Source organism: Bacteroidales bacterium (genome assembly GCA_016709865.1).
GTDB lineage: Bacteria > Bacteroidota > Bacteroidia > Bacteroidales > VadinHA17 > LD21.
The window spans coordinates 241952-263186 of record JADJLX010000006.1 but is presented as its reverse complement, the minus strand read 5'-3'; the positions used below and the strand labels follow the sequence as shown (position 1 = coordinate 263186).

Genomic DNA, 21235 nt, shown 5'->3' with positions numbered 1-21235 from the left:
TAATTATTTGATTGATTCTGCTATGATTATTCTGAACAGCAATATAATTTTGATTAGTGATTAATTTCTTAAAAATGAATAATGCTGTTATTTTTTACAATAAAAATCGTATTTTTCATATCAGATAAATTCGGCTTAACTGATACTTAACTTTCAAAAATTAAAAATATGAAAACCTTTATGATTAATTACCTTTTTCCGGTATTATTATTTGCAGTAATTGCATGCACAAATTCTGACACGCGTGAACCCATGTCGCTATGGAAACAGGTTTCCGGTAATAATACGCCAAATTCATTGTCGCCTGGTGAGGCAAAAGCAGGATGGACCCTTTTGTTTGATGGAAAGACAACCGGCGGATGGCATGGTTATAATATGAAATCATTTCCCGACTGCTGGGCCATTGAGGATGAATGTTTCACAATGAACACAACAGGAGGAGGTGAGAGTCTCGATATCCTTACCAATAAAAAATACCGGAGTTTTGCATTCTCTGTTGAATATAAGCTTACCAGCGGGGCTAACAGCGGAATCATATATCAAATTGCCGAGGACACTATTTATAAATATCCTTATGAGACCGGTCCCGAGGTCCAGATTATTGACCAGGATGGGTGGCCCGGTAAACTTGAAGAGTGGCAGATAAGTGGTGCAAACTATGCAATGTATACTCCGATGGTTAAACCTTATAAACCGGTTGGCGAATGGAATCAGCTGCTCCTTGTTGTTGACGGAAACAATGTAACACAGATTCTTAATGGTCAGGTTGTTGTGAAGTTTGTTAAAAATTCAGAAGAATGGCTTAAATTGAGAAACAGCGGAAAATGGACCGATTTCCCCGACTGGGGCAAATACGATGAAGGTTATATTTCACTTCAGAACCATGGGACTAAAGTGTGGTATCGCTCTATAAAAATAAAAGAGTTATAGCAGGAGGTTAAAAAATGACAGACAGAAGAAGCTTCATAAAAAAGACAGGATTCGCAGCCGCCGCTATTACGATTGTCCCGCGCAGTGTCTTAGGCGGGTCAGGGCATAAAGCACCGAGCGATAAGCTGAATATTGCAGGGATAGGCATCGGCGGAAAGGGACATCCCAACCTGAAAGGTATGGCAACAGAGAATATAGTTGCTTTATGTGATGTTGACTGGAAGTATTCTGAACCCTGCTTCAGAGATTTCCCATCGGCAAAAAAATACTGGGACTGGAGGAAGATGTTTGATGAATTAGGAAAGTCGATTGATGCAGTAATGGTAGCAACAGCCGACCACACCCATGCAGCAATTTCTGCAACTGCTCTAACGCTTGACAAACATGTTTACTGCCAGAAGCCTCTTACACACTCGGTTTATGAATCAAGGCTGCTTACGAAGCTGGCTGAAAAACACAGGGTTGCCACCCAGATGGGAAATCAGGGTAACTCAGGTGATGGAGTGAGACAGCTTTGTGAGTGGATATGGAATAACGAGATTGGCGAAATAAGGGAAGTTCATGCCTGGACCGACAGGCCGATCTGGCCGCAGGGGATTGAAAGACCAGCGAAAGAGATGCCAGTACCAAAGACACTGAACTGGGACCTGTTTACAGGACCTGCACCCATGAGACCGTACAATGAGATCTATACACCATGGAACTGGCGGGGATGGTGGGATTATGGTACCGGTGCCTTCGGAGATATGGCATGCCATGTGCTTGATCCTGTTTACAGATCACTGAAACTTGGGTATCCCGATATGGTTAGGGGAAGTTCAACTTCAATAAACACAGAGTCGGCTCCGCAGGCAGAGACAGTTGAGTTTTCGTTTCCAGCCAGAGAGAATATGCCAAAGCTGGCAATGCCTCCTGTTAAGGTAAACTGGTATGATGGAGGCCTGCTTCCTAATTTATCTGATCTGTTGCCCGAAGGAGAAAATCTGATGGCAGATGGACTTGGAGGTTGTTTGTTTATCGGATCAAAAGATACTCTGATGTGCGGCTGTGGAGGTTTTAATCCAAGACTTTTATCGGGAAGAGTACCTGAAGTGAAACCATATCTGCGGAGAATTCCGGGTGCAACAGGCTACATTGACGGGCCTCATGAACAGGATTGGATCAGAGCCTGCAAAGAGTCGCCTGAATCAAGAACAGAAGGGACATCCTATTTTGCCTATTCAGGACCATTCAACGAGATGGTTCTGCTGGGAGTACTTTCCATCAGGCTTCAGGGTCTGAACAAAGCACTTAAATGGGATGGAGAGAATATGAAATTCACAAACATCTCTCCGAATGAGGAACTCAGGATCATTACATCTGATAAATTCAGTGTTCATGACGGTCATCCGACCTTTGATAAGCAATATAAAACTTTCAACGCACTCGAAGCAGCAAACGGATATATTAAACATACATACAGAGAAGGATGGAATCTTCCTTCAATGCCATGAAACTTAGCTTCTTTAAAAAAATAAAAAATGGCAAATACTTCCAAAGAGAACTTTATAAAGACAATAAATCACCAGCAACCCGACAGGGTGGTTGTGGATTTTGGCACTACTGGTGTAACAGGAATTCATGTCCTTATTGTTGAAAAACTCAGGGAATATTATGGACTTGAGAAAAGACCCGTAAAAGTTATAGAACCTTACCAGATGCTGGGAGAGATAGATTCAGAGCTGGTAAAAGCTATGGAACTTGATGTTATAGGATTGTTCGGAGCCAAAAACATGTTCGGAGTGCCGAATGAAAACTGGAAGGTTCATAAGACTTTGTGGGGACAGGAGGTTATGTTTCCCGGTACTTTCAATTATACCTTTAACAGTAACGGAGATATCCTTATGTATCCAGAGGGTGATACTTCTGTCCCTCCGTGTGCCATGATGCCAAAGACCGGATATTTTTTTGATGCACTCGACAGACAGAAGCCTGTAGATGACTCAAAACTGAATGTCGAAGATAACCTTGAGGAATTTGGTCATGTTACACAGCAGGACCTTGACTATTGGAAGAAAAAGGTTGACTCCCTTGATGATAATTCAAAAGGCGTAATCGCCTCTCTGGGCGGCACAGCCCTTGGCGATATCGCTCTTGTGCCTGCAATTAATCTTAAACATCCAAAAGGTATAAGAGGTATTGAAGAGTGGTATATTTCCACTTTGATTCGGGAAGATTATGTCAGGGAAGTATATGACAGGCAGACTGATATTGCGATAGAGAATTTGAAATTGCTTCACCGGGTGATCGGCTGCAAAATTGATGTGGTATTCACCTGCGGAACTGATTTCGGTACACAGAATTCAACATTCTGTTCACCTGAGACCTTCGATTCTTTATGGCTCCCATACTACAGGAAAGTTAATGACTGGATTCATCAGAATACAAACTGGAAAACATTTAAGCATTCATGCGGGGCAGTCGAACCGTTGATGAAACATTTCATTGAAGCCGGATTTGATATTATAAATCCTGTTCAGATAAATGCTTCGGGTATGGATCCGCGTAAACTCAAGAAAGAGTATGGCGACAAACTGGTATTCTGGGGCGGCGGTGTTGATACACAGGGTGCTTTTGCATTCGGAACCCCTGCCCAGGTTAAGGATCAGGTAAAACTGCAGTGTGAAATCTTTAACAATAACGGAGGATTTGTCTTTAATACTGTCCATAATATTCAGGCTAATGTTCCTTTCGGGAATGTGGTTGCAATGCTTGAAGCCCTGAAAGAATTATAGGGCACAGTGGGGGGGGCCCGGCGCCCCGCCCGGGCCCCAAGGGGGTTTGGGGGGGGTTTTTTTTGGGGAAATTTTGTTTTAAAAAAAAAAAAAAAAAAAAAAAAATGATGATTTTTGTGGGGGGGAATTTTTTTGGTGAGGGGGGGGGGGGGGGGGGGGGGGAGGGGGTGTTTTTTTTGTTTTTTTTGGGGGGGGGGGGGGGGGGGGAAAAGTTGGTTTGGCAGTGGGGGGGGGGGCGGCGGGGGGAGGTAAAAATTTTAGGTGGGGGGGGGGGGGGGGGGGGTTTTTGTTTTTTTTTTTTTTTTTTTTTTTAAAAAAACCAGGTGTTTTTTTTTGGGGTATTTTAATTTTTCTATTTTTTAAACAAAAAAAAAAAAAACGTGGGGGGGGGGGGGGGGGGAAAAAACGTGGTTTAAAGAAAAAAAAAAAAAAAAAAAAATTTTTTCCAAAACCCCCGCCCCCCCCCCCCGCCCCCGGCCCCCGGGGCCGGGGGGGTTTGGATTTAAATTTCCTATATGACTTACATTAAATACAATTGGGGTTATCTGATTTCAATTTCGCTGGTTTCAGCCATGGGTGGCCTGTTATTTGGTTACGACTGGGTTGTTATCGGAGGTGCAAAGCCATTCTATGAACCATTTTTCGGAATTACAGACAGTGCTTTTCTGCAGGGATGGGCTATGAGCTGTGCACTAATTGGCTGTCTGGCAGGAGCAGTAATATCAGGCTGGCTAAGCGACAGGTTCGGCAGAAAGAGATTATTGATACTCTCTGCAGCTCTCTTTGTTGCTGCTTCAATAGGTACAGGCGGTGCCACTTCTTTCTTTATGTTTGTCCTTTTCAGAATTCTTGGAGGGATAGGAATCGGACTGGCATCAAATCTCTCACCAATGTATATTGCCGAGGTCACTCCAGGCAGCGTAAGAGGCCGGTTTGTATCAATCAATCAGCTCACAATTGTTATCGGGATTCTTGCTGCACAGCTTATTAACTGGCGAATAGCTGAGCCGGTTGCTGCAGGGGCAACAGTAAATGATATCATGAATTCATGGAATGGACAAACAGGATGGCGCTGGATGTTCTACGCCTGTACTGTTCCGGCAATCCTGTTCTTTATTCTGATGTGGCTGGTACCGGAGAGTCCGAGATGGCTGGCAAAAGACCATAAAAAGCAGGAGAAGGCTCTGGGTATTCTGACGAGAATAGGGGGGGCACAATTTGCATCAGCCGAGCTGGCTTCAATAAATGGAACTCTTAATTCTGAAAATTTAAATTCTGAATTCTCATTTCTGCGTCAGTCAGGGACAATTAAAATTATTGTTTTAGGTGTTGTACTTGCTGTTTTTCAGCAGTGGTGCGGGATAAATGTGATATTCAATTATGCTCAGGAAATATTTGCAAATGCCGGATATAGTGTATCGGATACACTATTTAATATTGTAATTACGGGCAGCGTAAATCTGGTATTTACTTTTGTCGGTATGTTCACTGTCGACAGGCTTGGAAGAAAAGCACTAATGCTTTTTGGTGCAGGCGGATTGGCAATGATCTTCACAATTACCGGCACCATGTATTTCTTTCATATGCAGGGATTGCCATTACTTATCATGGTTGTAATTGCTATAGCCTGTTACGCCATGTCGCTTGCTCCGGTGACCTGGGTTGTTCTATCTGAGATCTTTCCAAACAGGATCCGCGGTGTTGCTATGTCGGTTGCAACTTTTGCATTATGGACTGCCTGTTTTGTTCTTACCTATACCTTTCCTCTGCTTAATAAGCTGCTTAATGCTTCAGGTACTTTCTGGCTTTATGGTATCATCTGCATTTTTGGTTTCTGGTTTATTCTCAGAAAACTGCCTGAGACAAAAGGCAAGTCACTTGAAGAGATAGAACAAGAGTTAACAATAAGATAATTTCCGGATAATAAATTAAAACCGATGAGAAGAGAAGCCTTTTTAAGAAACGTTTTATCTGCATTTGTTTTTCTGCAATTATTTAGCGGTCAATCTTCAGGGCAGACTTTTGCCAAAGGAGGTGATATAAGCTGGCTCCCTCAGATGGAAGCTACCGGATATAAGTTTTATAACGATCAGGGTGTTGAGGAAGATTGCTTCAAAATCCTTAAAGATCACGGAATGAATACAATAAGGTTAAGAACTTTTGTGAATCCTTCTCTGGACAGAGGCAGCGGGCATTGCAGCAAAGAAGAAACCGTGGCAATGGCAGTAAGGGCAAAGAAATGGGGGATGATGGTAATGATAAATTTTCATTACAGCGACAGCTGGGCCGATCCCGGTAAGCAGAGGAAACCCAAAGCATGGGAAGGCCACGATTTCCCGACATTACTGGAAGATGTATACAATTATACTTTTAATGTTATGACTGCTCTCAAATCGGCCGGTATTTATCCTGAATGGGTTCAGGTTGGAAATGAAACCCCTGGCGGAATGATATATCCTGAAGGAAGTACCTCAAACTGGAGCCAGCTTGCACAGCTCATTAATAAAGGATATGATGCAATCAAAGCAGTCAGTCCGGCTTCAAAAGTACTCCTTCATATCGATCAGGGAAATAACAGTGAGCGATTCACAACCTGGTTTGACAATGCAAAGGCAAATGGCGCAAGATACGATGTAATAGGTTTTTCTTATTACCCGTACTGGCTGAAAGACAAGCCTGATTATACACTTTCAATTGATGCCCTGGGAAATAATCTGAAAGACATGGCTTCAAGATATGGTAAAGAGGTTATGGTAGTTGAAGTGGGAGGGGAAGACTTTAAAGTTGATAATACTTATGACATGCTGGTGGCAGTCATTAAAAAGGTCAGGGAGGTTCCTGATGGAAAAGGCCTTGGTGTAATATACTGGGAGCCTGAAGGTGCACGAAGCTGGAGCCGTTATGGATTAAGTGCATGGGGAAGCGATGGCAGGCCAACCAGAGCACTGGATGCATTTCTTGAAAACTAAAAAATCTGAAGAATGAAAAATCTGATCTGGCTGATGCTTTTGCTTTCATGTTGCACTGCAGAGCAAACTGACCCTAATCAAAAACTTTCACTTGCAGGCGAATGGAAATTTAAAATCGATTCGCTCAACTCAGGTATTGAGAACCGCTGGTACGAAATGACTCTTGAAGAGATAGTTAAGCTTCCGGGATCAATGGCAGAGAATGGAAAAGGATATGAGGTTGATCTTAATACTCCCTGGACCGGTGATATAGTTGATAAAACATATTTCACCGATACCAGATATGCAAAATACCGTGAAAAGGGAAATATAAAAATTCCATTCTGGCTGAAACCTGTTAAGTACTACAAGGGTGCTGCCTGGTATCAGAAGGAATTCGATTTACCTGCAGGATGGGATGAAAAAAATGTAATCCTGTTTCTTGAAAGACCCCATTGGGAATCTACAGTTTATGTGAATGGTAAGAAAGCCGGAAGTGAAAACAGTCTGGCAGTTCCTCACCAATTTGATATTACGGATCTTCTTGTTACAGGAAAGAACCGAATCTCTATCCGTATTGATAATAGTATCGTGATTCCTGTTGGTGTAAACTCCCATAGCATAAGTGACCATACCCAATCGAACTGGAACGGCATTGCAGGTGATATCAGTCTCAGAGCATCTTCACGGGTTTTTATAAATGAAATCAGGGTCTATCCTGACATTAAGACTAAATCAGCAAAGGTAATTGTAGCTATAACAAATAATTCGGGAAAATCATTTGAAGGAAATGTTATTCTTCAAGCCGGAAGCTTCAATACAGATGGACCTCGTATCTCCGGCAAGATGAAAGTCAGTGCAAATACTGCGTCAAAAGATCTTCAGTTGATTATTGATTATCCTCTGGGGAATAAAATGCAGATGTGGAGTGAATTCAATCCTGTTCTGTACAAACTCAATGTAAGTCTGGAAGGATCAGACGGAAACCTTATTGATAAGAAATCAGACGATTTTGGTATGAGGGAATTCAAAGCTGAAGGAACCAGATTCGCTGTTAACGGCACTCCGGTATTTTTAAGAGGAACGACGGAATGTGCCATTTTTCCGCTTACAGGTTATCCTCCTACTGATTATGAATCGTGGGAAAAAGTACTTCAGATTTGCAGGGATTATGGTTTAAATCATGTCCGTTTCCACTCTTTCTGTCCGCCTGAAGCTGCATTTGAGGCAGCCGACAGACTTGGGATTTATTTTCATATTGAATGTAGCTCATGGGCGAACCAGGGGACCTCAATTGGTGATGGAGGCACAATTGACAAGTTTATTTATGAAGAAGGTGACAGAATAATAAAAGAGTATGGAAATCATCCTTCATTCGTCATGCTTGCGTATGGCAATGAACCGGCCGGAGGCAAACAGAAAGAGTACCTCGGGCAGCTTCTGACTTACTGGAAAGCCAAAGACAACAGAAGGGTTTACACATCTGCAGCCGGATGGCCGATAATACCGGAAAATGATTATAATCTGAGTCCGGAGCCAAGGATACAACACTGGGGTGAGGGTTTGAAGAGTATTATCAATGCTGTGCCGCCTCAGACAATGTATGATTTCCGTGAGTATGTTTCAGGTTTCTCAATACCTACAGTGAGCCATGAGATAGGTCAGTGGTGTGTTTACCCCGATTTTAAGGAGATTGAAAAATACACAGGGGTACTGAAGGCCACAAACTTTGAAATATTCAGAGAAACACTGAATGATAATGGAATGGGAGAACAGGCAGAGGACTTTCTGATGGCTTCGGGAAAGCTACAGGTCTTGTGTTATAAGGCTGAGATAGAGGCTGCGTTAAGAACTCCGGGCTTTGCCGGATTTCAGATCCTTCAGCTTCATGATTTTCCCGGACAGGGGACTGCACTGGTAGGGATCTTAAATCCATTCTTCGAATCAAAGGGATATGTAACACCTGAAGAGTTCCGGATGTTCTGTAATGAAACGGTACCTCTGGCCAGAATGGAGAAACATGTTTTTTTATCAAATGAGACCTTTAAAGCCGATATTGAGATTTCTCATTTTGGCGAAAGCCCGCTTAAGGATAACATGGTGATCTGCAAGCTGATCATGGAGAACATGGATACACTTACTGTACATGTGTTTAAGGGTATGCCTGTTGGTATCGGAAATTGCATCAGTATCGGATCGTTCTCATTCGACCTTGCCCTGGCAAAAATTACCAAAGCTCAGAAAATAAGGCTGGAGGTCTCTATCGATAAAACACCTTATGTTAATAAATGGGATTTCTGGGTTTATCCTGAAAAACAGCAAATCAGTCCGGGAAATGTTTTGGTTACCGAAACTCTTGATAAAAATGCTTCAGATGTATTGAAAAAAGGAAGATCGGTTCTTCTTCTTACTTATGGCAAAGTTGGAAAAACAAAAGGGGCTCAGGTAGCTATCGGCTTCTCGAGTATATTCTGGAATACTGCATGGACAAATAACCAGCCTCCTCATACACTCGGGATCCTGTGCGATCCGAAACACCCGCTTTTTTCAGATTTTCCAACTGAATATCACAGCAACTGGCAATGGTGGGATCCGGTAACCCATTCTCAGGCGATGATCATAGACGGTTTTCCTGCTGAACTTCATCCCTTAATACAACCTATAGACACATGGTTCGAGAACAGACGCCTGGCCCTGGCCTTTGAAGCAAAAGCAGGAAATGGCAAACTTTTTATCTGCAGTATAGATCTGAAAGATAAAATTGAAGAAAGACCAGTTTCAGGACAATTATTGCAATCGCTCCTGAAGTATATGAATAGTAAATCGTTTGATCCACAGATTAAGGTTGATCTGAGCAGAATAAAAAGTATAATGGAATAGCTTCAAAATTCAGGTCCGGAATATTCAGTTTCAGAGTATGATTTGGACATTTCGCATTTATATAAAAACTTACAATCATATAGCGCTGTATATTTGAATGATATGAAAAGCGGACAAGTTTGGAGATATATAAAAATTGTGGCGCTGATCTCATTAGGAATCAGCACCCTGATTCATTTCAATTCAATTCTCGGGCTCTTTTCTGATGGAAGCATTGGTATGCATGGAAACATGAGAAGAGAGACCCTTTCTGATGTAATCGATGAGATTTTCGTATCAGGGATGGTGGCGTTCTGTACATTTATGATAAATTATTACACAATAAGGCCATTAAGCAGGATTGAAAAAATTGGCTTAAAGAGAATAGCTGTTTCAATAATACTAACACTGATTTCAGTCTACTTTTTAAGCGATTTGTTTTTTGCGATAAAACATTTTCTGAATGATGTGAATAATCCCGGTAAGTTTAATTTACTCTATTTCTTCAGGGATATGTTTACTGCGACAATTGTATTAGCCTGTGTATATGTAATTAAGTTATTCTTCGACAGGCAGGCTATTCTGATAGAGAATGAAAAACTATTGCGCGAGAATCTGCAAAGCCAGTACGAATCACTTAAAAACCAGCTTAGTCCTCATTTCCTCTTTAATTCTCTTACTGCATTGAAGACACTTATTGAAGAGTCTCCCAATGTTGCACAGGAATATGTGAATAATCTTTCAAAGGCTCTGCGTTATACACTGCAAAGCAACCTGGAACAGCTGGTAGTCCTTAAAGAAGAAATGGATTTTACCGATTCATACATGTTCCTTATCAAACTGCGATTTGATACAAACCTGGTTGTTAAGACATCAATAGACGAAAAATACTCAGGCTACAAGCTTCCTCCGCTTACTATCCAGACTTTAGTGGAGAATGCAGTAAAACATAATGAGATAAGCAGACGGAATCCGCTCACAATTACAATTTTTACAACGGACAATGAAAGTCTGGTTGTTACAAACAACTTACAGGAGAAGGTTACACAAGAGGATGGAACAGGAATCGGACTAACAAACCTTGCAAAGCAATTCCAGTTACTTCTCAGGAAAGATATAAGTATCAGCAAGGAAAATAACGAATTCAGGGTTGAGGTACCCTTAATAAAACCATAACGGGATGAGAGCTTTGATTATTGAGGATGAGATTCTTGCAGCAAAACATTTGAGGCATGTCATTGACGAGGTTGGCGGAATAGATGTTCTGGCGGTAACTGAATCAATTACAGAGTCAGTTGAATGGTTCAGAAAATATCCTCAGCCCGATCTCATCTTTATGGATATTCATCTTGCAGACGGTTCCGCATTTGAAATATTCAGACATATTTCAGTATCATGCCCTATTATATTTACAACAGCATATGATGAGTATGCTCTGAAGGCATTTAAAGTGAACAGTATTGATTATCTTCTTAAGCCAATCGATGCAGTGTCAGTTAAGGGTGCGATCAGAAAGCTTGAACTTCTTTCACCCAAGAATTCATCTCAGGATGACTTCAAAAAATTCATAGACACATTTACAAAGGGTCTTACATATAAGTCACATTTTTTAATCCCTGCAAAAGGAGATAAACTGATACCTGTACAATCTGCTGAAATAGCTTATATATACATCGATTCAGGAACAGTCAAAGCTGTTAAGTTTGATGAAAAGTCGTTCAGATTTGAATACACACTCGATGAACTTGCAGAACTGCTTGATCCTGCCGATTTTTTCAGGGCTAACCGGCAGTATATAATTTCGAGGAAAGCCATTAAGGATATAGACCTGTGGTTTAACAGCCGTTTATCTGTTAACCTTAAACTGACTGCTCCTGAAAAAATTCTTATAAGTAAAGCCAGGATTCCTGAATTTAAAAACTGGTTTGGAGGTAATTAAAATTTACACGGCTTCCAGGACATTTCACTGACCTTTTTTTCAGTCTCAGCATTATTTTCCAAATTAATCTCTGTTCAGATTTTAGATTTGTCGTTGAAAGACAAATAGAATAAATATCAGAATAGAAACATGATTAATTGAAAATAATATGAGACAGGTAAGACTTAAAAAATTCGTATTGGCAGCAGCAATTATTTTGCTTCCGCTAGCTGCACGTTCTCAGGAGCAGATTTCGATTCCCAGAATCAGCGGGGAATTAAAATTTGATGGCATTGTTGATGATGCCAGCTGGAATGGCGTCGGGGTACTTCCGATGGTAATGCACACACCAACCTTTGGTAACAATCCTTCTGAAAAAAGTGAAGTGATGATCTGCTATGACAATACTTATATATATGTCGGGGCCAGGCTTTACGATTCTGAGGCGAACGGGATGCTTATTACTTCCAAAAAGCGTGACGAAGGATCAAACAGCAATGAATCACTTTCTTTGGTATTTGATTCATTTAATGATAAAGAGAATGCACTTGTTTTTTCCACAACTCCGAGCGGATTGAGAAACGACCTGACGGTTCTTAATGACGGGATAGCAAGTAATCCGCGGAATCCACCTTTTAATAATAGCTGGAATACTTTCTGGGATGTCAAAACCACAATGGATGAAAATGGCTGGTATCTCGAAATGAGAATCCCTTTTTCGAGTATGCGTTTCAAAGAGAATAATGGAAAGGTGGTAATGGGCCTGATCTGTTTCAGAAGGATAGCTCACAAAAATGAGATAGATATATACCCTGCTATTCCTCCTGACTGGGGAGTGTACAGTACTTATCGTCCTTCTATGGCTAAAGAGATTGAATTTGAAGGCATCAAGTCAAAGAAACCATTTTATCTGGCACCCTATGCAATAACAGGATTCCAGCAGGACAATACTCTGAATGAAACCAAAACCGGATACGATCTGAAAGGAAGTCCTAAAATAAATGCCGGATTAGATGCAAAGTATGGAATTACAAATAACCTGACACTGGATGTTACATTAAACACTGACTTTGCCCAGGTAGAGGCTGATGATCAGCAGGTTAACCTGACCCGTTTCTCACTCTTTTTTCCTGAGAAACGAACATTTTTCCAGGAGCGTTCAAGTATTTTTAATTTTGGATTTGAAGGGAAGAATAATCTCTTTTACAGCAGAAGAATAGGACTGAACAGAGGTGAGCAGGTACCTATTCTCGGAGGGGCAAGGATAACAGGAATGGCCGGGAAATGGGATATTGGTTTCCTCGATATGCAGACAAATGAGTTTGATCCCTCTGACCAGGCACAGAGTACTCTTCCCTCTGAAAACTTCAGCGTGCTGAGGCTCCGCCGGCAGGTAATCAACAGAAACAGTTATGTGGGAGGGATCCTGACAAACAGGCTGGGAATGGACGGGACATATAATTCTGCATATGGACTTGACGGTATATTCAAGATTCTGAAGAATGATTATCTGAATCTGAAAGTGGCTCAGGTGATGGCAAAAAATGCAGAAAACAATCCGGCATCTATCGATCCCACAAGAGTATTCTTTAACTGGAAAAGATATAATGACAGAGGCCTTGGGTATGATTTCATATACACTATCAGCGGAAAGGATTTTAAACCTGAAATAGGATATCAGCAACGTAATAATTATTCATACTATTCCGGAATGTTGCAATATGGATGGATTCCGGGTGAAAGTTCTTTGCTGTTGAATCACAAATTTGAATTCAGTGCTTTTACCTATACCGATAATCTTTCGGGAAACACTCAATCATCAGAGTTTGCTTTGAAGTATAATTTCTTCCTGAAATCAGGCTATAACGGTATGCTTGAGGTGAATAACGCCTTTGAGAATGTAGAGAAGCTCTTCAGTTTCGCTCCCGATGCTGATGTCCCTGTTGGAAAATATAACTTCTCTCAGTTCGAGACTCATCTTCATTCTCCCGATTCAAAATCAATTTTGGTAAATCTTGATGCATTTGCCGGCAATTTTTATGATGGCAATCGCTTCACCGTTGCATTGGAACCAAACTGGAATATCGGGTCAACCCTGCAGCTTAGTGTTGCTTATGAATACAATAAGGTCAACTTTGATGAGCGGAATCAGAGCTTCACCGGTAACATTGTAAGGTTTAAAGCTCTGGCAATGTTTACCACTAAACTATCTGTCAGCTCATTTATTCAGTACAACAGCGTTGATAATGCGCTTGTTAACAACCTGAGACTTAGATATAATCCGAAGGAGGGAAACGATTTCTTTATTGTTTACAATGAAGGAAGAAATACATACAGGAGTCTGGAGGACCCAAGACTTCCAACATTTAATAACAGATCTATCCTTCTTAAATATACTTATACTTTTACTTTATAGGGTTAGTGAGTTGATCCATAATTTAAAAAAGGGATGCAGTTTATGACTGTGTCCCTGTATTTTATATAAACGAATCCGGATGCCGGGAATAATTCAGCTATCTTCTTTGTCATAATAGCATGTTTTAACTATTTACTATTATTATGAGAAGAGAAAAGCTTATTGTCCTGTTTCGATGCATGCTGTGTTTTGCAATTTTTTTAGTACCTGTTACCGCAAAGTGCCAGGACAAAATTAAGATAACCCGCATTCAGGGAGAATTCAGGTTTGACGGGACAGTTGACGATGAATGCTGGAAAAATGCACTTCCGCTTTCTTTGATAATGCATACTCCTGCATTTGGGAATCAACCGTCAGAGAAAAGTGAGGTTATGATATGCTACGATAACGCTTTTCTTTATGTTGGAGCCAGACTTTACGATTCCAACCCTTCAGATATGCTTGTATCTTCTAAAAAAAGAGATGAAGCTGAGGTTGTCAGCGAGGAGCTGATGTTGATTTTTGACTCATTCAATGACAAGGAGAATGGTCTGGGATTTGCAACCACACCTTCAGGGCTCAGGAATGATTTTACAATATCAAAAGATGCTATGGGTATGGAAGGGGGACCAGGGAGAGGTCCTTTTAATCAGAGCTGGAATACATTCTGGGATGTAAAAACATCCAGAAATGACCAGGGCTGGTTTGCAGAGATCCGCATTCCTTTTACAAGTATGAGGTTTAAGGATAATGATGGCGAGATAACAATGGGTTTAATATGTGTCCGCCGGATCGCTCACAAGAATGAGATTAATGTATTTCCTGCTATTCCGCCAAACTGGGGTGAATCAAGTGCTTACCGGCCTTCAAAAGCTCAGGAGATTGTATTTGAGGGACTTAAGTCAAAAAAGCCCTTCTATATTGCACCATATATTATTGGTGGCTACCAGCTTGATAATATGTTAAACAGTACCGGAACATCATACGAGCTTGAAAAGAGTCCGAAATTTAACGGAGGACTTGATGTAAAGTATGGCCTCACAAATAACCTGACGATGGACCTAACTATTAATACTGACTTTGCACAGGTTGAGGCAGATGATGAACAAATAAATCTGACACGCTTTTCACTTTTTTTTCCTGAGAAAAGAACTTTTTTTCAGGAAAGATCAAGTGTCTTTGCCTTTGATTTTGAGCCGGGTAGCAGCCTATTTTACAGCAGAAGGATAGGTCTTCATCGGGGTGAACAGGTGCCCATTTACGGCGGTGCCAGGATCACGGGAATGGCAGGAAAATGGGACATAGGATTCCTCGATATGCAGACCCAGCCTATAAATGAGGGCACATGGTCAGAACTTACATCCGAGAATTTTGGGATCTTGCGATTGAGGCGTCAGGTAATTAATGAAAACAGTTATGTTGGCGGAATTTTAACTTCCAGGATCGGTACAAATGGTACATATAATACAGCTTATGGGGCTGACGGGATTTTCAAAATATCGGAGAACGATTATCTCAATGTAAAGGTGGCTCAGGTTCTTGATGCGGCAAACAGGAACAAGGTTATGTCGCTTGATCCGACCCGTTTATATCTTAGCTGGAACAGATTTAACAGGAAGGGATTAAGCTATGATCTTACCTATTCGAGAAGCGGAAAGGATTTTAATCCTGAGGTAGGATTCCAGATGCGCAGTAACTATGCCCATTATTACGGAGGACTGGGATACGGGTGGATTCCGGGAGAGAAGTCTTCAATACAGAATCACGGAGTCCGCTTCGGTGGAGCGGTATATACAGATAATCTGGATAATTCAACACAGACTATTGAGACAGAACTTATGTACGATCTCAGATTCAAGTCCGATTTCGGCGGAGTTGTTATGTTTAAGCATATGTACGAAAATGTGACAGATACATTTAACTTCTCAAAAGACTCATTTGTCCCGACAGGTAAGTATACTTTCAGTCAGTTTGAGACACATCTAAATTCGCCAAAGACAAACCAGTTTGTACTGGGACTCGATTTTACGGGCGGTGCATTTTATGACGGCACAATTATGTCATTCGGTTTTGAACCATCGTGGAATATAGGTTCAAGTCTGCAGTTGGCCCTGGAATATAATTACAACATCATTAATTTTAAATCCAGAGATCAGAAATTCAGCGAAGGAGTAGCCGGATTCAAAGCACTTCTTATGCTTACCACAAAGCTTTCGGCAAGTACTTTTATTCAGTATAACGGAGCGGAAGATGCAGTAATTTCAAACTTCAGATTGAGGTATAATCCTAGGGAAGGGAATGACTTTTACATTGTGTTTAATGAAGGCCGTAATACTTACAGGGATATTGAGAATCCAAGACTGCCGCTTTATAATAACAGATCAGTTTTGCTGAAATACACTTATACTTTCACGCTATAACCGGAACTTCACAAAATAATAACCATTGAATCTGAAAAGAGGTTCATTGTCAGGCTAATTTTCTGACCCTCTTTTCAATTTTTCTCTTGATTTTTGATAACGACGGAGCTGGTCCGACATTAATTTCCTTACCATCAATATACATCGCATCGAAGATTCCCCATTCATTAAAGAGTTCTCTGTCTGTAGTTTCTAAAATCTGAAGGTTAGTTTTAGCGGGAAACTCAAGTGATGCTCTTTTTGCTCTTTCACATGCAATATTCATTGTCTGGCACCATCCGTTTCTGAACAGAGTTATATTAACTTTTCCGTCTCCTCTTTCAGGTAACTTCTTAGGCCTTGTAAATTCAGGCAGGATGGCATTCTCATTGAAAGGTTTCCATAATAATCTCATTATGCCTGATTTGTCAACTGTCTTATAACCTTGTTTCCTGAACCAGGAAGCTCTCATAAAAACCGGGATGATCAGTCCCCAGGTAACAAGTCCGTTTGCTCCAAGTTTTTTAGCGTCTTCTTCAGCCGCTGCTAAAAGAGCTTTCCCCATCCCTCTTTTGCGGTAGTCGCCCCGGCCCTGTTTATGTCCGTGTACCCAGATACAGAGTACAACATATAAGTTTTCACCGGCAAACATTGAGTACTCTATAGGTATATATTGAATCATTCCTCCGATCTTATTATTGTCATCTAGAGCAAATTTTACTCTTAAGCCTTTATCTTTCATCTCCGAATACCACTTTTGTTTATAGTCGCCGGCCTCCTTAATCTCATCTGACCATTCCTCGAGACAACATAAATACTCATTCTCTGTTTCAGGTGTCATATCTATGATTTTCATAAACTTAGTTATTAGTTATTTTAACTTTATTTCAAATTTATGACATACGGAATTCATTAGCAAAAAATATATTTGACCTGCAGAAAAGCTTTTTTGTTATAATAAATGTAAATTGGTACAATCGTTTCGTTAAAAAATTCATGTAATATGGGCAAAGAATATTCGCGCAGAAAATTTATTAAAAGGACCTTCACAGCAGGAGTGGCTATAGCAGGCACCCGTTTAGCTTTTTCAGGTGATATTAATGTTAACCAATACGATCCAAAAGGCTTGCCAACAGCTGTTTTGGGCAAGACCGGTGTTGTTATTCCCCGGATAGCTATCGGACTGGGCAGCAGGTTTCTTAATATCAAAACTCTTGATGAAGCAATAGAGATGTGTAATTATGCCCTGGATAATGGCCTGTATTATTGGGATACTGCTCATGCATATGAAAATACAGCTACGGGTGCAGTAAGTGAGGAACGGCTTGGTCACATTGTTAAATACCGCCGGAAAGAGATTTTCCTGTCAACAAAAGTTACCGCCCGTAATCCTGAAAAGGCGAAACTGGAAATTGAAGACAGCCTGAAAAGACTTCAGACCGATCACCTCGATATGCTCAAAATACATGCTGTGGAATCACTGAAAGATGTTGAAGAGATACGCAAAAAGGGCGGAGTTCTTGATGTATTGTCAAAACTTAAGGAAGAGGGTGTTACACGTTTTATAGGCTTTTCAGGACACGGAGATGCTGAAGCTCTGAAAACTATGATTGATACAGGCAGATTCGACAGTATGCTTTTTGCCATGAATCATTACGATGCAAATAAGCAAAACAGACAGGGAACACTTATTCCTGCAGCAAAGGAGAAAGGAATGGGAATCATGTTAATGAAATCTGTAAGGCCGAAAGAAACTATTAAAGGTATCGATATTAAAGAGCTAGTCAGATTTGCCCTGTCCCTGGAAGGGCCCGATGGTATTGCTGTTGGAATGGATAGTAAGAAAGTTGTTGAGTCGAATCTTGATTTGCTGCGAAACTTCAAACCAATGAATGCTGATGAGAAATCAAAATATGCTATGCTTCTGGCACCTTTCTTCAGACACGAAAATCTGGAATGGATGCGTCAGGGATATTTTGATGGATACAGAGGGTAATAAAAATTCCTGCTTTAGTATACTTTTTCTGACTACATTTGTGTGTTTCGTTCACTGTTTTTTTAACCAATTAATTATAAAAATATGTCTATTATTATTGTAGGATTATTAATACTTGCGGCAGGATTTATACTGGCAAACGCTGATGCAAACCTGAGGAAGTTCAAAACTATATTTACAGCTGTTGGAGCTATAGTTATTATAATTGGTGCCTCCATGGCTTGTGTTGTGCAGATTGAGCCCGGACAGGTTGGCGTTCAGAAACTATTCGGGAAAGTGAATGATGATATTCTTGAAAGCGGTTTGAACGTTATTAATCCACTGGTAAAGGTTGTCATGTTTGATATCCGTACAGAGAACTACACTATGTCAGGAGTAAATGATGAAGGAATGAAACAGGGTGATGACGCCATCAGGGTTTTATCAGCAGATGGACTTGAGGTAATAGTTGACCTGACTGTTTTATATAAGGTTATACCTTCTGAAGCACCCAGGATTCTTAAAGAAGTCGGGGTGGATTACAGAAATGTTCTTGTAAGACCAATATGCCGGACCAAGATCAGGGATAATGCAGTCTATTATGATGCTGTTGCCCTGTATTCAACCAAAAGGGATGAGTTTCAGAACAGGATATTCTCAACTATTGAATCAAACTTTAAGGAACGTGGACTTATGCTTGAGCAGCTTCTGGTGAGAAACCTCACTCTGCCTGAATCAGTTAAAGCTACAATAGAATCAAAGATCAATGCTGAACAGGATGCCCAGAAAATGACTTTTGTTTTACAGAAAGAGAGACAAGAAGCCGAAAGAAAGAGAGTTGAAGCTCAGGGTATTGCCGATTATCAGAAAATTTTAAGTACGGGTCTGAGTGACAGGTTGTTGCAGTACGAAATGATAAAGGCGATTTCCACTTCCCCTAATTCAAAACTTATCTTTATGACAAACGGTAAGAATTTACCGATACTTGTGGATAGTAAATAAATTTTAGATATATGATTACACGCAGGTCTTTCATTACAAAGAGTGCAGTTGCAGCAACTGCAGTTTTAATTGCTCCTTCAGTTTACAGCCGGAGTTTACGGTCAGCTGATAAATCGCCTCTTGAGGGCAAACGGGTATTATTTGTATGGGGAGGATGGATGGGGCACGAGCCCGATAAATGCCGAGATATTTTTGTTCCCTGGATGGAAGCTGAAGGGGCAAAAGTGACAGTGTCAGATACCCTGGAAGCATATGTCACCCTTGATTTACAGAAAGATTTTGACCTGATCGTTCAGGCCTGGACAATGGGTACAATTACAGGGAAACAGGAAAAGGCACTTCTCGACGCAGTCAAAAGCGGTGTAGGTTTGGCAGGCTGGCACGGAGGACTGGGCGACTCATTCAGGAATAATACCGAATACCAGTTTATGGTGGGCGGGCAATGGGTTGCTCATCCGGGTGGTGTGATAGATTACAGGGTAAATATAGTTGATCATAAAGATCCTGTTACCAAAGGACTATCTGATTTCGCAATGCATTCCGAACAGTATTACGTTCATGTTGATCCGAATGTTAAAGTACTGGCAACAACTACATTCGGCGACCAGGCTGCAGCATGGATCGGAGGAAATGTTATTCCGGTAGCATGGAAGAAGGTCTATGGTAAAGGCAGAGTCTTCTACTCATCACTTGGTCATGTCGCTGCTGATTATAAAGTAACAGAAGCTCTTGAGATTCAGAAAAGAGGAATTCACTGGGCCTGTATGAGCAAGTTTGAGGCAACGGAGGATTTGAGGAGGCCGATTTATAAGAATCTAAAGTAAATAAAAAACCCCGCCGGAGCGGGGTTCATGAAGGCTTTGCGGAGAGAGGGGGATTCGAACCCCCGGTACCCTTTTGAGGTACACACGCTTTCCAGGCGTGCCAATTAAACCACTCTTGCATCTCTCCAAAAACAGGGGCGCAAATTACTAAAATATTTTAAATTAAGAGCCACTCAGGATATTTCTCCTGCCAATGACAAATTAAGGGCCTCGGTAACCTTCTCCTTCGACGAATATCTTCCAAGCAGATGCATCAGTTTTGTTATTGAAGCCTCTGAAGTAATGTCTTTCCCGCTTACAACACCTGATGCAAGCATTTGTCTGCTGGTCTCATACAATCCCATCTCCACGCTTCCGCCATGACACTGGGTTACATTCAGAATTATACCTCCGCCGTCAATGAACTGTTTCATATCATCGAGAAACCATTGATAGGTAGGAGCATTACCAGAACCGAAAGTTTCCATTATCAGTCCTCTCAGACCCTCTGTTTTAATAATTGCTTTTACTAGTTTTCTGTTGATCCCGGGAAAAAGTTTGAGAATAGCAACGTTTGTATCGAACGATTTGTGGACTATCAGTTTATCCTGGTTACTTCGCCGGCTTATAAGTTGATTGAAATATCTCAGATGCAGGCCTACCTCAGCAAGCGGGGGGTAATTCGGAGAATAGAAGGCATCGAAATGTTCTGCACTCATCTTTGTTGTGCGGTTACCCCTCATAAGTTTGTTGTCAAAATAGATGCAAACCTCCGGTACAGCAGGGACATCATTTTCCATTGCAGCAGCAATCTCAATTGCTGTAATCAGATTCTCTCTGCCATCGGTGCGAAGCAGTCCGATTGGCAGCTGCGAGCCGGTAAGAATAACCGGTTTTGCAAGGTTTTCAAGCATGAAACTGAGTGCAGATGCCGTATAAGCCATAGTATCTGTGCCATGTAAAACCACAAATCCGTCGAAATCATTGTAGCTGTCTGCGATGATCTCGGCCATCCTTACCCATACCTCCGGATCTATGTTTGATGAATCCTTAACCGGATCGAAGGAGACAGAGTGAAGATCATAACCGAACTTCCTAAGTTCCGGTACGTGATCAGTAATATGCCTGAAATCGATTGGTATAAGTGAACCGGTATCAGGATCCTGAACCATACCGATTGTTCCTCCGGTATATATTATAAGTATAGATATTTCTTTATTGGTCTTCATCAC

At 41.1% G+C, this 21235-nt stretch carries 15 protein-coding genes and 1 tRNA gene; 13 read left to right on the top strand and 3 right to left on the bottom strand.

Annotated elements, in window-relative coordinates; all coding sequences use genetic code 11:
- Window positions 1-168: 168 nt before the first annotated feature.
- From IPJ16_17515 to IPJ16_17470, 10 genes are all read left to right on the top strand, one after another.
- Entirely contained in the window at window positions 169-930 is a 762-nt protein-coding gene (locus tag IPJ16_17515) for a DUF1080 domain-containing protein (protein MBK7628966.1), read from the top strand.
- 14 nt (window positions 931-944) lie between these two features.
- On the top strand, window positions 945-2423 hold the full coding sequence (locus tag IPJ16_17510; protein ID MBK7628965.1) for a Gfo/Idh/MocA family oxidoreductase: 1479 nt from the start codon (window positions 945-947) through the stop codon (window positions 2421-2423).
- Window positions 2424-2450: 27 nt separating this feature from the next.
- Window positions 2451-3704, top strand: a complete 1254-nt coding sequence (locus IPJ16_17505) for a methyltransferase (protein ID MBK7628964.1) — start codon at window positions 2451-2453, stop codon at window positions 3702-3704.
- A gap of 515 nt (window positions 3705-4219) precedes the next feature.
- On the top strand, window positions 4220-5617 hold the full coding sequence (locus IPJ16_17500; protein ID MBK7628963.1) for a sugar porter family MFS transporter: 1398 nt from the start codon (window positions 4220-4222) through the stop codon (window positions 5615-5617).
- Between the two features lie 24 nt (window positions 5618-5641).
- A complete protein-coding gene (locus IPJ16_17495) occupies window positions 5642-6673 on the top strand; it encodes a glycosyl hydrolase 53 family protein (GenBank protein MBK7628962.1) in 1032 nt (343 codons plus the stop codon).
- 12 nt (window positions 6674-6685) lie between these two features.
- The gene (locus IPJ16_17490) at window positions 6686-9532 is read left to right on the top strand and encodes a beta-galactosidase (protein ID MBK7628961.1); all 2847 of its coding nucleotides are present in this window, start codon (window positions 6686-6688) and stop codon (window positions 9530-9532) included.
- A 102-nt stretch (window positions 9533-9634) separates the two neighbouring features.
- The gene (locus IPJ16_17485) at window positions 9635-10687 is read left to right on the top strand and encodes a histidine kinase (GenBank protein ID MBK7628960.1); all 1053 of its coding nucleotides are present in this window, start codon (window positions 9635-9637) and stop codon (window positions 10685-10687) included.
- Between the two features lie 4 nt (window positions 10688-10691).
- The gene (locus IPJ16_17480; GenBank protein MBK7628959.1) at window positions 10692-11450 is read left to right on the top strand and encodes a response regulator transcription factor; all 759 of its coding nucleotides are present in this window, start codon (window positions 10692-10694) and stop codon (window positions 11448-11450) included.
- A gap of 148 nt (window positions 11451-11598) precedes the next feature.
- Window positions 11599-13845 carry a carbohydrate binding family 9 domain-containing protein gene (locus IPJ16_17475; protein MBK7628958.1) on the top strand — a complete coding sequence of 749 codons (2247 nt, stop codon included), beginning with the start codon at window positions 11599-11601 and terminating at the stop codon, window positions 13843-13845.
- Between the two features lie 143 nt (window positions 13846-13988).
- A complete protein-coding gene (locus tag IPJ16_17470; GenBank protein MBK7628957.1) occupies window positions 13989-16244 on the top strand; it encodes a carbohydrate binding family 9 domain-containing protein in 2256 nt (751 codons plus the stop codon).
- Window positions 16245-16293: 49 nt separating this feature from the next.
- Here the strand turns inward: IPJ16_17470 and IPJ16_17465 are convergent, their stop codons facing one another.
- Complete coding sequence (locus IPJ16_17465) at window positions 16294-17079, bottom strand: GNAT family N-acetyltransferase (GenBank protein MBK7628956.1); 786 nt, start codon at window positions 17077-17079, stop codon at window positions 16294-16296.
- Window positions 17080-17226: 147 nt separating this feature from the next.
- On the opposite strand from IPJ16_17465, the gene IPJ16_17460 reads away from it, so the two are divergent.
- From IPJ16_17460 to IPJ16_17450, 3 genes are all read left to right on the top strand, one after another.
- Window positions 17227-18219: an aldo/keto reductase gene (locus IPJ16_17460; GenBank protein ID MBK7628955.1), complete on the top strand. Its 993-nt coding sequence runs from the start codon at window positions 17227-17229 to the stop codon at window positions 18217-18219.
- A gap of 84 nt (window positions 18220-18303) precedes the next feature.
- Window positions 18304-19200 carry a prohibitin family protein gene (locus tag IPJ16_17455; protein MBK7628954.1) on the top strand — a complete coding sequence of 299 codons (897 nt, stop codon included), beginning with the start codon at window positions 18304-18306 and terminating at the stop codon, window positions 19198-19200.
- Window positions 19201-19211: 11 nt separating this feature from the next.
- Entirely contained in the window at window positions 19212-20024 is an 813-nt protein-coding gene (locus IPJ16_17450) for a ThuA domain-containing protein (protein ID MBK7628953.1), read from the top strand.
- A 39-nt stretch (window positions 20025-20063) separates the two neighbouring features.
- On the opposite strand, the gene IPJ16_17445 is transcribed toward IPJ16_17450, so the two are convergent.
- Window positions 20064-20151, bottom strand: a tRNA-Ser gene (locus tag IPJ16_17445).
- Window positions 20152-20197: 46 nt separating this feature from the next.
- A complete protein-coding gene (locus IPJ16_17440; GenBank protein ID MBK7628952.1) occupies window positions 20198-21232 on the bottom strand; it encodes an asparaginase in 1035 nt (344 codons plus the stop codon).
- Between the last annotated feature and the right edge of the window lie 3 nt (window positions 21233-21235).

Bases quoted from the DNA above. Each gene is read 5' to 3' on its own strand.
- IPJ16_17515 (MBK7628966.1), top strand. From the start codon at position 169: ATGAAAACCTTTATGATTAATTACCTTTTTCCGGTATTATTATTTGCA.
- IPJ16_17510 (MBK7628965.1), top strand. From the start codon at position 945: ATGACAGACAGAAGAAGCTTCATAAAAAAGACAGGATTCGCAGCCGCC.
- IPJ16_17505 (MBK7628964.1), top strand. From the start codon at position 2,451: ATGGCAAATACTTCCAAAGAGAACTTTATAAAGACAATAAATCACCAG.
- IPJ16_17500 (MBK7628963.1), top strand. From the start codon at position 4,220: ATGACTTACATTAAATACAATTGGGGTTATCTGATTTCAATTTCGCTG.
- IPJ16_17495 (MBK7628962.1), top strand. From the start codon at position 5,642: ATGAGAAGAGAAGCCTTTTTAAGAAACGTTTTATCTGCATTTGTTTTT.
- IPJ16_17490 (MBK7628961.1), top strand. From the start codon at position 6,686: ATGAAAAATCTGATCTGGCTGATGCTTTTGCTTTCATGTTGCACTGCA.
- IPJ16_17485 (MBK7628960.1), top strand. From the start codon at position 9,635: ATGAAAAGCGGACAAGTTTGGAGATATATAAAAATTGTGGCGCTGATC.
- IPJ16_17480 (MBK7628959.1), top strand. From the start codon at position 10,692: ATGAGAGCTTTGATTATTGAGGATGAGATTCTTGCAGCAAAACATTTG.
- IPJ16_17475 (MBK7628958.1), top strand. From the start codon at position 11,599: ATGAGACAGGTAAGACTTAAAAAATTCGTATTGGCAGCAGCAATTATT.
- IPJ16_17470 (MBK7628957.1), top strand. From the start codon at position 13,989: ATGAGAAGAGAAAAGCTTATTGTCCTGTTTCGATGCATGCTGTGTTTT.
- IPJ16_17465 (MBK7628956.1), bottom strand. From the start codon at position 17,079: ATGAAAATCATAGATATGACACCTGAAACAGAGAATGAGTATTTATGT.
- IPJ16_17460 (MBK7628955.1), top strand. From the start codon at position 17,227: ATGGGCAAAGAATATTCGCGCAGAAAATTTATTAAAAGGACCTTCACA.
- IPJ16_17455 (MBK7628954.1), top strand. From the start codon at position 18,304: ATGTCTATTATTATTGTAGGATTATTAATACTTGCGGCAGGATTTATA.
- IPJ16_17450 (MBK7628953.1), top strand. From the start codon at position 19,212: ATGATTACACGCAGGTCTTTCATTACAAAGAGTGCAGTTGCAGCAACT.
- IPJ16_17440 (MBK7628952.1), bottom strand. From the start codon at position 21,232: ATGAAGACCAATAAAGAAATATCTATACTTATAATATATACCGGAGGA.